Annotated in this window: 13 protein-coding genes and 1 riboswitch; of the genes, 7 read left to right on the plus strand and 6 right to left on the minus strand. The window is 37.4% G+C overall.

Translation table 11 applies throughout. The features are described from left to right. Positions 1-14: 14 nt before the first annotated feature. Positions 15-872 carry a metal ABC transporter permease gene (locus MUN88_RS12850; RefSeq protein ID WP_244715646.1) on the minus strand — a complete coding sequence of 286 codons (858 nt, stop codon included), beginning with the start codon at positions 870-872 and terminating at the stop codon, positions 15-17. Beyond that, positions 872-1,618: a metal ABC transporter ATP-binding protein gene (locus MUN88_RS12855; protein WP_244715648.1), complete on the minus strand. Its 747-nt coding sequence runs from the start codon at positions 1,616-1,618 to the stop codon at positions 872-874. Before MUN88_RS12855 ends, MUN88_RS12850 begins: the two co-directional genes overlap by 1 nt. 430 nt (positions 1,619-2,048) lie before the next feature. Here MUN88_RS12855 and MUN88_RS12860 point away from each other — a divergent pair, with 430 nt between their 5' ends. After that, positions 2,049-3,572, plus strand: a complete 1,524-nt coding sequence (locus tag MUN88_RS12860) for a malate:quinone oxidoreductase (protein WP_244715650.1) — start codon at positions 2,049-2,051, stop codon at positions 3,570-3,572. 431 nt (positions 3,573-4,003) lie between these two features. Further along, positions 4,004-5,290, plus strand: a complete 1,287-nt coding sequence (locus tag MUN88_RS12865; RefSeq protein ID WP_244715652.1) for a class II aldolase/adducin family protein — start codon at positions 4,004-4,006, stop codon at positions 5,288-5,290. Positions 5,291-5,363: 73 nt separating this feature from the next. Here the strand turns inward: MUN88_RS12865 and MUN88_RS12870 are convergent, their stop codons facing one another. Continuing rightward, positions 5,364-6,413 carry an LCP family protein gene (locus MUN88_RS12870; protein WP_244715654.1) on the minus strand — a complete coding sequence of 350 codons (1,050 nt, stop codon included), beginning with the start codon at positions 6,411-6,413 and terminating at the stop codon, positions 5,364-5,366. A 339-nt stretch (positions 6,414-6,752) separates the two neighbouring features. Continuing rightward, positions 6,753-6,854, plus strand: a riboswitch (purine riboswitch). 88 nt (positions 6,855-6,942) lie between these two features. Between MUN88_RS12870 and MUN88_RS12875 the strand changes: the two genes are divergently transcribed. Continuing rightward, on the plus strand, positions 6,943-7,533 hold the full coding sequence (locus MUN88_RS12875; protein ID WP_244715656.1) for a xanthine phosphoribosyltransferase: 591 nt from the start codon (positions 6,943-6,945) through the stop codon (positions 7,531-7,533). A 575-nt stretch (positions 7,534-8,108) separates the two neighbouring features. Here MUN88_RS12875 and MUN88_RS12880 read toward each other — a convergent pair. Then, positions 8,109-8,921: an ATP-grasp domain-containing protein gene (locus tag MUN88_RS12880; RefSeq protein ID WP_244715658.1), complete on the minus strand. Its 813-nt coding sequence runs from the start codon at positions 8,919-8,921 to the stop codon at positions 8,109-8,111. 215 nt (positions 8,922-9,136) lie between these two features. Here MUN88_RS12880 and MUN88_RS12885 point away from each other — a divergent pair, with 215 nt between their 5' ends. From MUN88_RS12885 to MUN88_RS12895, 3 genes are all read left to right on the plus strand, one after another. Next, positions 9,137-9,787: a GntR family transcriptional regulator gene (locus tag MUN88_RS12885; protein WP_244715660.1), complete on the plus strand. Its 651-nt coding sequence runs from the start codon at positions 9,137-9,139 to the stop codon at positions 9,785-9,787. A 571-nt stretch (positions 9,788-10,358) separates the two neighbouring features. After that, positions 10,359-11,129, plus strand: a complete 771-nt coding sequence (locus tag MUN88_RS12890; RefSeq protein ID WP_244715662.1) for an SDR family NAD(P)-dependent oxidoreductase — start codon at positions 10,359-10,361, stop codon at positions 11,127-11,129. A 32-nt stretch (positions 11,130-11,161) separates the two neighbouring features. Further along, positions 11,162-11,905, plus strand: a complete 744-nt coding sequence (locus MUN88_RS12895) for an SDR family NAD(P)-dependent oxidoreductase (protein ID WP_244715664.1) — start codon at positions 11,162-11,164, stop codon at positions 11,903-11,905. Between the two features lie 63 nt (positions 11,906-11,968). Here the strand turns inward: MUN88_RS12895 and MUN88_RS12900 are convergent, their stop codons facing one another. Continuing rightward, the gene (locus MUN88_RS12900) at positions 11,969-12,376 is read right to left on the minus strand and encodes a VOC family protein (protein ID WP_244715666.1); all 408 of its coding nucleotides are present in this window, start codon (positions 12,374-12,376) and stop codon (positions 11,969-11,971) included. A gap of 156 nt (positions 12,377-12,532) precedes the next feature. Between MUN88_RS12900 and MUN88_RS12905 the strand changes: the two genes are divergently transcribed. After that, positions 12,533-12,781 (plus strand): DUF3949 domain-containing protein, encoded by a 249-nt coding sequence (locus MUN88_RS12905; protein ID WP_244715668.1) that lies wholly within the window; start codon positions 12,533-12,535, stop codon positions 12,779-12,781. 9 nt (positions 12,782-12,790) lie between these two features. Here MUN88_RS12905 and MUN88_RS12910 read toward each other — a convergent pair whose 3' ends face one another. Next, a complete protein-coding gene (locus tag MUN88_RS12910) occupies positions 12,791-13,351 on the minus strand; it encodes a TetR/AcrR family transcriptional regulator (protein ID WP_244715670.1) in 561 nt (186 codons plus the stop codon). Positions 13,352-13,461: the final 110 nt, after the last annotated feature.

The following is a 13,461-nucleotide window of genomic DNA, read 5'->3' on the forward strand; positions in this document are numbered from 1 at the left end:
AAAAGATTAATAGTTTAAGTCAAAGAGGCTTTTTTTCTTTTAGCTTTTATCGTTTTCCAAATTAAACCGTGTTTTGGTGCGAGCAAGAAGGCGATAATGAAAATGGCCGTTGACGATAACACAATCGTCGCTCCTGATGCTAGGTTATAAGTAAAACTGAAGAACAAGCCGACAATCGCTGATAAGACACCAATGCCTGCTGCAATAAAAATCATAACCCATAATCGCTCTGTCAACAGATAGGCTGTGGCAGCGGGAGTAATCAACATTGCTACAACTAATACAATACCCACTGTTTGCAGGGAAGCTACTGTTACCATGGTCAATAGCGTCATCAGGAAGTAGTGAATCAGTCTGACTGGCAAACCATAAGCTGCCCCCATGGTTTGGTCGAAGGAGGTGACCAATAGTTCTTTATAGAATAAATAAACTGCTAGGATGACAAATACACCGATTCCTAATGTCGTCCACATATCAGAGGAACGCACTGCTAACACATTGCCAAATAAAATATGGTACAAGTCTGTACTGCTTTTTAGCAAAGTAATCAGGATAATACCGCCAGCAAAGGCTGCTGTGAACATAATCCCGATCGATGTATCGTGCTTAATGCGACTGTTCTGTGAGACAAATCCGATAGCAAGTGCCGTTAAGACACCACTAAATACCGCCCCAAAGAAAAAGTTAATGCCAAACATATAAGAAATCGCTACTCCGGGAAGTACGGCATGAGAAATGGCATCACCCATCAAAGCCATTCCTCTTAAAATAATTAAGCAGCCGATCACACCACAGATAATACCAACCATGATGGAAGTAAATAATGCTTTTTGCAGAAAACCATATTCAAGTATAGCGTGTAAAAATTCCATTACAATGTCACCCCGATTTCATTCATGAACGCAAATTGCCCTTGATAAGCTCTCCCAATCACTTCCGGCTGAAATACTTCGTCAACAGAACCAAAACCGATCAATTCTTTATTCAATAGTATTAATTGATGAAAATAGTCGTTTGCCTTACTAAGATCATGGTGGACAACAATCACTGTTTTTCCTTGCTGGCAAAGCTCTTTCAGAATTTGGATTATCGTTTCTTCGCTGGAGACATCGACGCCTACAAAAGGCTCATCCAAGAAAAAAAGATCTGCTTGTTGTGCTAATGCTCTCGCAAGAAAAACGCGTTGCTGCTGTCCTCCTGAGAGCTCTCCGATTTGTCTTTTGCTAAACTCTTTCATTCCGACTTTGTCTAAACATTGAATCGCCCATTTCTTATCTTTTTTGCTAGGCCTTCTAAATAATTTTAAGTGTGGGTACGTACCTAGCAATACAGCATCTATGACGGTAATGGGGAAATCCCAATCAATATCAGAACGTTGCGGAACATATGCGATTTGTTTACGAGTATCTTTGATGGCTTTGCCCATTACCTTAACGCTGCCTTTGTCTCTAGGAATCAGATTCAGCATAGCTTTTAATAAAGTGGATTTACCTGCACCATTCGGTCCGATAATGCCGACTAGATTCCCGGAGTTAATAGATAAGCTAACTCCTTTGATCGCTTCATTCCCATGATACGAAACATGAAGATTATTGATTGAAAGTGCCTCACTACCCATATTCTTTCTCTCCTTTAAAAATTAGTAGTATATAATTTAATTTCTCTTTAGAAATAATATGTTATTAATCTAATTAAAATTCATTAAAGATAAAAAGTTTCCTTGATGAAAATTATATGCATAAAACTAAAAATGTCAACTGTTATTTGAAAATATTTTGTTGAGATCATGTGAAGTATGAGCAGGAGTAGCCCATTGTGAAAAGTTGATAGAGGGAAGAGCTGCTGTTGAATATGCTCAAAAATTAGAAAAAGGACAGACTATACCGCTTCCAAATCAGGTTAAGTTGGAATATAATGTACATATAAACGTTTTAAATTATCATTTTTAGTGATACACTATAAAATAGAATAGCTAATAATTAGAAAAGTTACGGACGAATCGGGTTCGTCTTCTTTTCAGTAAATCTTATCGAGTAAGGAAGGTAGAAATGAGCGACTCACATATGAAAACAGACGTGATTTTAATAGGTGCTGGAATTATGAGTGCGACATTAGGGTCGATGTTGAAAGAACTAGATCCTGATATGGATATTACTGTATTTGAAAGACTGGACAAAGCAGGGGATGAAAGCTCGAATGAATGGAATAATGCAGGTACCGGGCATTCTGCTTTGTGTGAGTTGAATTATACGAAGGAAAATGCGGATGGTACGATTGATATAACGAAGGCTTTGAAGATCAATGAACAATTTCAAGTTTCGAAACAGTTTTGGTCTTACTTAGTTAACAATCAACGCCTTACACGTCCAAGTGAATTTATTGAACCGTTGCCTCACATGAGTTTTGTTCGAGGTGAGAGCAATGTAAGGTTTTTAAAAAAGCGTTTTGAAGCGCTTTCCGAGAATCCGTTGTTTGAAGGGATGGAGTTTTCGGATGATCCGGAGAAATTAATGGATTGGACGCCATTAATGATGAAAGAGCGGAATAACTCAGAACCAATTGCGGCAACGAAGATTGATACTGGAACAGATGTGAATTTTGGCGCTTTAACGAGAAAGATGTTTGATCAGTTAGAAGAACAAAATGTATCGGTACAATATAAGCAAAATGTGGACGATATTAAACGGACAAGTGATGGTGGCTGGGAATTAAAGATCCGTAACGTGGACAGTGGAGAAGTTGTACGCCATACAGCTAAGTTTGTTTTTATTGGTGCAGGTGGAGGTAGTTTACACCTGTTACAGAAATCAGGTATCCCGGAAGGCCGCAATATCGGTGGTTTCCCAGTAAGTGGCTTATTTATGGTTTGTAAAAATCCTGATGTGGTGGCACAGCACCATGCAAAAGTATATGGGAAGGCAAAAGTTGGGGCTCCACCAATGTCTGTACCACACCTTGATACGAGATTTATTGAAAACAAAAAATCATTATTATTCGGACCTTTTGCTGGATTTTCGCCGAAATTCTTAAAGACTGGTTCAATGTTCGATTTAATTACATCAGTGAAGCCTGATAACCTGTTTACCATGTTAGCGGCAGGTGCGAAAAACATGTCGTTGACGAAATATCTTATTGAGCAAGTGATGTTGTCGAAGGAAAAACGAATGGAAGAGCTAAGAGAATTTGTTCCTGATGCCAAAAGTGAAGATTGGGATATTGTGATAGCAGGTCAACGGGTCCAAGTTATTAAAGATACGGATGCAGGAAAAGGGACATTGCAATTTGGAACAGAAGTGGTACATTCCGCAGATGGGACAATTGCTGCGTTACTAGGTGCATCACCAGGTGCTTCCACAGCTGTATCAGTCATGCTGCAAGTAATTAAAGAATGCTTTCCACATAAAATTGATGAATGGGAACCGAAGTTAAAAGAAATGATCCCTTCTTATGGTGAGGCTTTATTAGAAAACCCAGATTTAATTGAAGAAATCAAAACCACCACTGCGAAAGCATTGCAATTAAATGAGAGACCACAGTCAACAGACGATAACGATATTTTACAAGAAGTATAACTTGCTATAATAGCAAGTTGTACTTCTTTTTTGCACTTAATTGTGGAAAAATACTTATAATACGGGTTATGTAAACTTCATGATTTGCTCTTAGATCATTTTGAAATAGGACATCGGTTTTAGCAAAGCTCCTAAAAATTGCTCCACGTCCTGTGGGGATCGTCTAGTTTCCATAATCCGTATTATATCAATTGAATTTTGGACAATGATATATTTTTTGTTATCGAAAAATAAGTAAGAGAGAATGGATCTGGTTGAGACTAGTCAGGAGTATTCAATTAACCTGTGCTTATCTGAAGCGAATAGAAATATAGACGGCAAATTAGGATAATAAATAGATGAATTTCGTTATAGGTATTCTATGCATATTTAGTACAATAGAGGTATAGCAGAGCATCTTTCGCGAGTTAACTATAACAGGAGGGATCGTAATGAATTTGGACATGTTTCATCCAGCTGATCAATTAATGATGTTTATGGAAAGAATTTATCAAAGTGGACTGACAACAACATCTGGAGGCAATATTTCGATTAAAGATGAAGAAGGCGATATTTGGATTACACCTGCAGGAGTGGATAAAGGCAGCTTAACAAGAGATGATATGGTGTGTGTCAAACCAGATGGAACGAAGGAAGGTCTTCATAAGCCTTCAAGTGAATTTCCTTTTCATCAACTTATTTATCAGGCGAGACCAGATTTGAAAGCGATTGTACATGCGCACCCACCGGCACTTGTAGCATTTAGTATTGTGCGAAAAGCACCTAATACTAAGATTATGGCAAATGTGTATCAAACATGTGGTGAAGTCGCAATTGCCAAATACGGATTACCAGGCAGTAATGATCTAGGAGAAAAAATTGCAGCAGAATTCAAAAAGGGCTACCAATCCGTTATCCTTGAAAATCATGGTGTGGTAGTGGGAGACGATAATCTGTTTGATGCTTTCAAACGATTTGAAACATTGGATTTCTCGGCTCGCATTGAAGCAGAGGCTAATCGAATGGCTCCTGCCAAAGGGCTAGACACCGATACAATTGCCAAACACCAACACCAAAGTGAACTTGAAGAATTTGCTCCTGAATCATACAGCATTAAAGAAAGAGAGTTGCGTGCGAAGATGTGTAAGTTAATTCACCGTGCTTATAAACAAAAACTCTTTACGAGTACACAAGGCACTTTCTCTCAACGATTGACTGACGATTCGTTTTTGATAACTCCATATGATATCGATCGTCATTATTTAGAATCAAGTGATATTGTACGGATTGAAAAGGGAAAAAGAGAGCGTGGAAAGATACCAAGTCGATCTGCTCGTTTGCATCAGTATATTTATGAAAAACATCCGCATATTGAGTCGATCATTTTGGCCCATCCGCCTCATGTAATGGCTTTTGCGGTGACAGATGCTGTATTGGATTCGAAAACGATTCCGGAGAGTTATATTTTAATGCGTGAAATTCCAAAATTACCTGCAATTTCACCACATACTGATCCCGAAAAAGTAGCGGATGTATTCACACCTGCAACACCAATTGCTATTGTGGAGAATGAATGTGTTATTGTAACAGGATCTGATTTATTAAATGCTTTTGACCGCTTAGAGGTAGCAGATTACAGTGCTCGTGCATTAATTGTCTCAAAGGATTTAGGGGAAATTGTTCAAATAGATGACCAAAGTATTCACGAGCTGGAGAAGGAATTTGGTTTACCGAAATAAATAGAAAAAAAGCGATTTTTCGAGCCATTGCAACGAAAAATCGCTTTTTGTTTATCTCATGGATAACTTTTCTTTATTCTGTGGTAGTTTGATTTTCAGATGTAGAACCTTCGGTTGGTTCAGCTAATCCAAGTTCTGACTTCAGTTGTTGTGATGCTGTTCGTAAACCTTCTTCTGTTGGAACAAAGTAATAGGAACCACCGATTACTTGATCCGATCCTTCTATTTCGTATGTTTTAATGCCAGAAGCATTCATAGAAGAGTAAGATTGTTGTAATTGATAAATCTCTGTCGCACTTAGACTGGTTGTGATATTTTCACCTAAAATATCAGAAATTTCGCCAACCTTGAACAGTGTACCAGCAGAGATCGCCTGATCAATGGAAGCTTGTATAAATTGACGTTGTCTTTCCTCACGTGAATAGATCGCATTGACATCGCGTTTTCTCATTCGAACAAACGCTAGCGCTTCTTCTCCATCTAATTTCTTTGTTCCTTTTTCAAAGTAAATACGAGCGTCATTATCGTAGAAATTCTTCTCCCAGAAAGGTTCTTTAATATCTACAGTAACACCACCTAGAGCATCAACTATCTCTTTGAAACCATCAAAGTTAACCGTTACATACTCATCAATTGGTATATCTAATTCTTCTTCTACTTTTTCGACGGTTAATTTGTTAGCTCCATAACCTGTAATCGAACCATACGTATATGCGGCATTAATCTTGTGAGAACCAGCGTACTGACCAGCTTCCTCCTCGGTAAATTCTACTTGCGTGTCACGCGGAACAGAAGTCATTGTCATTTGTTCTGTATCAGGGTTAAGTGTCACAACAATTTGTGTATCAGCACGACCATTTTTACCATCTGTTTCATAGTCTTCCACACCGATTAACAGAATCGAAATCGGATCATCACCGATCGTTACTGCTTCTTCTCTTTTCTCTGACTTACCTTCAGGTCGATTCAATTCTTCATGAGAATCTTGAGCTGCGCCAAATACATTCGTTAAAATATAAACTCCAAATGCGATAATTACTAGGACAATGAATAATAAAAACCAAAGGATTCTTTTTTTCCATGACTTCTTCTTTTTACGTTTATCAGTTCTAAATTCAGCCAAATTACATACCTCGCTTACAATCTATTATTATATGAATTGCTTTTTTTCAGTAGAAACGTGCTTAAGTATACGCAATATGCGTAAACAAATCAAGTCCTTCCACAATAATTCTACAATATTGTAATAAAGTCTCCACTAATTATTCGACGAAATACTTCGAAAAAGGTTACAGTTTTACATAAAAAAATTCTTAATATACATATTAGCTCTGTATTTTTGCGGATTGGGGGTGTTTGCATCTATTTTTTATCAAAACTTGTTGTAATGGATGCCCATTGGGTTTTGAAACGTATCGAGATACCGTTATTTTTATTTAAAAGTATCTGGAATCATGTTAAAATAAAGCATATTATTCTCACTTGTATAATAGCAGGAATATGGCCTGCGAGTTTCTACCGGATTACCGTAAATAATCTGACTATGAGTGAGCAATGTCGAAACATGGTGAAGAACCCAAAGAACATTGCTCATCCTATGTCGAGAGCACTGTTTTTTTGGGTTTTTTAATTTTTTTAGAGGAGTGACAGCGATGGAATTATTACAAAAGAAAATTATAAAAGAGGGTATAGCCTTGTCGGATACCGTGTTAAAAGTGGATAATTTTTTAAATCATCAGATTGACCCGCAATTAATGAATGAAATAGGAAAAGAATTTGCTGCTCGTTTTAAAGGAGAAGGTATCACGAAAATTGTAACTCTTGAATCATCTGGGATTGCACCAGCTGTTATGACAGGCTTAGTACTTGATGTACCAGTTATTTTTGCACGTAAAAAGAAGTCTTTAACATTGACGGAAGGCTTAATCACATCTCAGGTGTACTCCTATACAAAGCAAGAAACGAACGATATTTCAATTGCGAGCAAATTTCTGAATGATCAGGATCATGTTCTAATTATTGATGACTTCCTGGCAAATGGACAGGCTGCTCTTGCGCTAGTTGATATTGTAGAAAAAACAAATGCATCCATAGCAGGTATAGGTATTGTCATCGAAAAAGCTTTTCAGGATGGTGGCAAATTTCTCTCAGAGAAAGGGTGCCGAGTGGAGTCACTAGCACGAATCCAATCATTAGCCAATCAAACGATTGAATTTGTAAATTGGGAAACATCAGTGAAGTAGCATTCTGTGCGTGGAGATGAAAAAGCAAAGGTAATGGTGTTAATAATACGGACTCTGTCAACTAGCTTAGTGGTGATTTTGAAATGATTCGTGTGCTTGGATACCGCTCCGGCCAATCACTTCTCGGGGCACGTCTGAAAATCCTGCGGGAGTCTACGTGATTGGCCTGCGCTATTGTGTTGGCTCTACAACTTATACAAGAGCTAGCACATTGAGCTGCTTATAATTGCCATGATAGCATTCGAATTCTACATAACAATATGCCTAGCACCACTGCTTTTTCTGTTCCATACATTGTAGAAATTCCTTAAAGCTTAGGAAATATGCGGAGATTCCGCATGCGTCAGCGCGAGCTGAACATCCACTTTGTCTGTGCCTGTGTCTACAAGTATCGCTTCGAAGCGATTTTACTCGGTACAAGGCAGCAGAGAAGTTATTTATCAAAATAAGCAGATCGAAACAGTTTACTTTACATAATCCGAATTATAGAAAGCTTTTTAAAATGTTAAGTTTAGATAAGGCTAAGCGGGTTTTACAAAAGTCTAACATGTAGCTATGATAATGCCCTCTCTGATCTATGAAATGATTTTTCCTGGTGTTGGTGCTGTTGGGTATGGTGGCACAAATTGCGACAAAATATATTGATAGATAGCTTCTGAGACTGTTGTTTTTTCATTTCGTAAACCTTGATTACCGAACAATACATTAAATTCGAGAATATAGTAGTTGCCATTGCTTACGAGTACGTCAAATCCGGCATGATTAACGGATAATGTTCTGGCAATGGACAGTACTATATCAAGTGCATCATCAGGTATAAATTCGTTACAAATATCTCCACCTCTTGCCACATTATGGAGAAATTCTCCCTCTGCGCCTACACGCCAATAGGCAGCGTGAATTTGATCACCTATGACACAAACACGTAGGTCTTTACCGTCATTCGGTAAGAATTCTTGCACGTACAAGGCATCATTTTGTTCTGCATAAGTGCGGAATTGCGCCTCATTTTCTATTAAAAACACACCTTGTCCCATTGAATTCTTTGCTTCTTTTGCAACGAAAGGATAAGGGAAAGTTTCTAGTATATTTCCTATATTTTGAGCTGTGTTTGCTAGTATTTCTGTATAAGGAACATGCTGTGGAGTGATGGCTTGTAATACTCTGGTCATTTCGATTTTATTTTCGCCAAGTAGCATTGTTTCCACATTAGGGAAGATAGCTTTCTTTAAACCATAAACGAGTGTTGGGACTTGCCAGGTTTCTGGAAATAATAATACGTCAGCGTTTTTGATCACTTCTATTTCTTTAAACATATGATCCGGTTTAATATAAGTGACACCTGGGATACCAATGGTACGAAAAGCATTAAACGATACTAATTTCATTTTTGTTCTCTCCATCTTTTTCACTTTATCAATCTTATAGTAGCACGTTTTCGAAAAAAAGCTAGATGCTATTTTTGCTAAAATTGTAAATTATTTGTGATGTATTGTGATGTATTAAAATTGGGTATAAGCCTACAGCTGTAGCATTACTTTCTAAATTGATGGAAGTTCTATATAATATAGTGAAGTAGATATTACTGTTTGGAGTGAAGTCCTTGGTTAATGAAAGATGGAATAACAATGATGAAGCAATCGGTATTTCCTTGCCGGAGCAAATTGCGAAATACATACTAAAAAAAATTATGAAAGGAGAGTTGGTACAAGGAGACAAAATTGTAGAAGAATATATTGCCTCTGAGCTTAAGACTAGTCGTGCCCCAGTAAGAGAAGCATTATATCTGCTGCAGGTTGATAATATTGTAGAACGTATTCCTAGAAGAGGTACAATCGTCAAATCCTTCACGGATAAGGAAATAAAAGAATATGCAGAAGTCATGGCCGGATTAATTCAAATGGCTTTCGATATGTCCAAAGACAATTGGAGAAATCCAGCCGTTGTCGCAATCCTTGACCAAAAACTAGACGCATTGAATGAAGTCTTTGTAAAGCGGAAGCTGATAGACTATCAACAGAAGGCGAACTTATTGACCAGCTATTTCTTCGAGGTAGCTGACAATAAAGCTTTAAGCAAATTTTATCATGAGTCCGTTTATATTCTGAACGTATTCGCTCAAGTAAAATGGAAGGTAGACACGATGGAACATTTTCATCCGCAAATCAGCTGTATTGTCGCTTTACTAAAAGCCTCAAAAATTGAAGATGCCAAAGCCATTGTGCCGAATTTATTAATGGATACATTAGAGTAGGAGAGGTCTGAAACCTCTCTTTTTTTACTGCAAAAAAAATATAAAAGTACAGTCATAGAAGTAACCATACTTAACAGGAAGATGGGTTCTTATAATATGGATTATGTCAAGTAGAACTGTCTGACATTGTGGTAATTTTGATAGATTTCATCTGCTTTGCAAAGCTCCGAAAATATGCCCCGCAGGACGCGAAGTGATTGGTCGGAGCGGTATCATACAACTAAAAACATTTCAAAATGACCTATCCGCTAGTTGACATAATCCATATTATAAGTAGTTGTATATTATTTTGTTAGTTAGGACCTAGTGGGCTTTCCCTGTTTTTTCTTACTGCAAAGAAATTATATAGTCACCACTTAGAACCTTAGCACGAAAGTTTTCGATCAAGATTGAGAAAATAAAAGTGTAGGTTCTTTTAATATAGTTTACATAATTTGTATTTTAGGTAGAGTTATATAATTTTTATTTATCGCTAATAAATAGCAGGTAACTAAATAACACAAACAAAATTGTCGACAATCTACAAAATGTACGATAAACTAGATATTGTTTCAAAAAAGGAGATGAGGAAATGGATTTCAATGGGAAAGTTGTATTAATCACGGGCGCAGCTGGTGGAATAGGAATTGCTGCTGCGAAAGCCTTTGCAAACCAAGGTGCTAAACTAGCATTAGTAGACTTATCAAAAAAAGCGATCGAAGCGAAGGCTGCTGATCTTAATACCGAAAATACGTTAATTCTTTCAGCAGACGTTACCAAGGAAGAAGATGTTATCCAATATGTTGAAGAAACAAAGAATAAATTTGGCAGCATAGATGTATTTATCAACAACGCTGGCATTAATGGAAAATTCGGCAATCTAGACGAACAGACCGAAGACAATTTTCAGGCAGTATTTGGGGTTAATGTGTTAGGTGCATTTTTGGGCTTAAAACATGTATTGCCGGTTATGAAGCAACAGGAAAGTGGTGCAATTGTCAATACTGCATCCAATGGTGGCTTGTTAGGTGCACCAGGGATGGGGATTTATGCGGCTTCCAAACATGCGGTAATTGGATTGAACAAAACAGCAGCACTAGAAGCAGCTTCATATGGTGTACGTGTGAATGCGGTGGCGCCATCAGGAGTAGATACAAAAATGATGAGATCGATCGAAACCAATGCGATGCCAGGCAGTGAAGAAAATGCGAGAACACAATTTGAAGCGAGTGTACCGATGAATCGTTATGCCACTGCGGAAGAAATTGCAGATCTAATGGTGTTTCTGGCATCAGATAAAGCATCTTTTATTTCCGGTGCATATTATCGAATTGACGGTGGTCAAGGCGCTACATCTGTATAAATGTAAATTTAATGATGGGGAGAGAATAAAGTATGATTCAATTAGAGGGGAAAGTAGCTGTAGTTACCGGAGGAGCATCTGGTATTGGATTAGCAACTGTGAAAGCTTTTACGAACAAAGGGGCTAAAGTTGTTATTGCAGATTTTAATGAAGAAGGGGGTAAGAAAGCGGAACAGGATTTAAAGGAACAAGGTTTAGATGTATTATTCGTTAAAGTAGATGTAGCAGATGAAGCTTCTGTTGAAAATATGGTTGCTGAAACGGTTAACACATATGGAACAGTACATGTTTTAGTGAATAATGCTGGTTTTGGTTCTATGAGTGCTTCACACGAGAGAACGTATCAAGATTACTTAAACATTGTGAATGTAAATCAAGGTGGTGTGTTCTTAGGATCAAAACATGCAATTAAAGAAATGTTGAAAAATGGTGGAGGTTCTATCATTAACACAGCTTCCATTCTTGGCTTTGTGGCTCAGCCAGAAGCATTACCGTACAATGCGGCAAAAGGTGCAGTTATCACTATGACAAAATCATTAGCAGTGGAATATGCTGATAAAAATATTCGTGTTAATGCTGTAGCACCTGGTTTTGTTGAATCAGGAGCAGTAAACAAAGAGGCACTAGGTGATTTCTACGATGGCTTAGTTGCTAAACATCCAATCGGACGACTTGGTGACCCGGAAGAAATTGCCCATGCGGTTATCTTTTTAGCAGAAAATGAATTCGTAACAGGAACAACTGTTACTGTAGATGGCGGGTATACAGCTATTTAATATAGAAAGGGGGCTGGTTATGTAGCCAGACCTCTTTAAAAGGCTGGTAAAGTAAATGTTTGTTCATTCCACACTTAATTGCCATTGTACGCCGAATTGATCGGTTAGTTTTGCGAAATGCTTGGTCCAAAAGGTTTCCTGTAATTCCATTTCGATGTTACCATTTTGCTTCAAAGTTTCATACGCATGTGTAATGAAATCTGCATCATTGCTAACAAGTGTTAAGTTAATATTATCGCCTTGGACAAAGGAACTATTGGGCATTACATCAGAGATCATGATTGGTGTACCATCCACTTCAATTTTAGCATGCAAAATGAGAGCTTTTGCCTCAACCGGGATATTACTTGTATCTCCAGGCATTTCACCATAAGTTTGCATCGAATCAGCTTCCGTTTGAAAAGCTTCTTCATAAAAATGTATGGCTTCACGTGCATTTCCATTTAACATCAAATAAGGATTAATCGGCATTTGTTTTCCTCCTTTTACAATAAATTCTCCATTAAAAGATATCATAGTACGGGCCAATTAACTAATATTTGTCATCACATTTTTGAAACCAATCATATAAACATTTCGTATCTGTTAATATAATAAGCGAACTATTTATATCGAGGAGTTGTCTGCATGTTTGATGTCATAATCATTACCGTAGCACTATACCTTTTCGTAACCATTATTGCTGTTCCATTTCAATATCGTTATTTGGTGGGTGTACTGGAAGAACAGCAACGCCTTAACCAATCAACAATAGAATATTATGAGAAGAAAGAATTCAGTGAACAACTGCTTCATGCCAATGCACAAAGTGGCTTTCTCATTTTGGCTAATTTGATTGCCTATCTGATATTGAAAATGAAAAAGCCAGTTCTATAATTTAATTAGTCAATGTAAATATGCATTGACGCCTTTGTGGACAAACATGTCAATCATCTCGGCAATCTGTTTTGGTGTTTGTTTCGTATTATTGGCTAGCCAGTCTTTAATAACCTGCATCGCACCACTTATTAAGAATGAGCTTAAATAGGCTGCCTCTTCTGATCGCATGTTTATTTTATGATCCATTACAAATTGTCTGGCAATGATGATAATACGATTCTCAAATTTTGTATCAGAATGTTTATTTAACAACGTCTGACACATGTTTTTTCTTTCTTTTATATATTCTAATAATTTTTCAAGCGTTTTTAATGCATCATCCTCTGATTCAACGCTAAATGCATCCAGATAACGATGTAAATCCTCCACTAACTCCTCTTCGATCTGCATCAGTAAGTCCGTTTGATCCTGATAATGTGTGTAGAAGGTAGAACGGTTGATATCTGCTTTGACACAAATTTCTTTCACGGTAATCGCAGAAATTGGTTTGTGCTGCAGTAAGTTTATCAGACTATCCTTCAGGACCATTCGTGTATATTTTTTTCTTCTATCAAGTTTCGCTGTCATGCGATAACCTCCTCTAAATTGTGAATTTTTTGTAACATTCCAACAAATCCTAGTAAATGTGTTGCTAATTGTACGTTTTTTCCAAAATTGTTTGTTGAATATCCAACACA

Origin of the sequence: Gracilibacillus caseinilyticus (genome assembly GCF_022919115.1) — a bacterium.
GTDB lineage: Bacteria > Bacillota > Bacilli > Bacillales > Amphibacillaceae > Gracilibacillus > Gracilibacillus caseinilyticus.

Bases quoted from the DNA above. Each gene is read 5' to 3' on its own strand.
- MUN88_RS12860 (WP_244715650.1), top strand. From the start codon at position 2,049: ATGAGCGACTCACATATGAAAACAGACGTGATTTTAATAGGTGCTGGA.
- MUN88_RS12905 (WP_244715668.1), top strand. From the start codon at position 12,533: ATGTTTGATGTCATAATCATTACCGTAGCACTATACCTTTTCGTAACC.
- MUN88_RS12865 (WP_244715652.1), top strand. From the start codon at position 4,004: ATGAATTTGGACATGTTTCATCCAGCTGATCAATTAATGATGTTTATG.
- MUN88_RS12880 (WP_244715658.1), bottom strand. From the start codon at position 8,921: ATGAAATTAGTATCGTTTAATGCTTTTCGTACCATTGGTATCCCAGGT.
- MUN88_RS12895 (WP_244715664.1), top strand. From the start codon at position 11,162: ATGATTCAATTAGAGGGGAAAGTAGCTGTAGTTACCGGAGGAGCATCT.
- MUN88_RS12850 (WP_244715646.1), bottom strand. From the start codon at position 872: ATGGAATTTTTACACGCTATACTTGAATATGGTTTTCTGCAAAAAGCA.
- MUN88_RS12875 (WP_244715656.1), top strand. From the start codon at position 6,943: ATGGAATTATTACAAAAGAAAATTATAAAAGAGGGTATAGCCTTGTCG.
- MUN88_RS12900 (WP_244715666.1), bottom strand. From the start codon at position 12,376: ATGCCGATTAATCCTTATTTGATGTTAAATGGAAATGCACGTGAAGCC.
- MUN88_RS12890 (WP_244715662.1), top strand. From the start codon at position 10,359: ATGGATTTCAATGGGAAAGTTGTATTAATCACGGGCGCAGCTGGTGGA.
- MUN88_RS12855 (WP_244715648.1), bottom strand. From the start codon at position 1,618: ATGGGTAGTGAGGCACTTTCAATCAATAATCTTCATGTTTCGTATCAT.
- MUN88_RS12910 (WP_244715670.1), bottom strand. From the start codon at position 13,351: ATGACAGCGAAACTTGATAGAAGAAAAAAATATACACGAATGGTCCTG.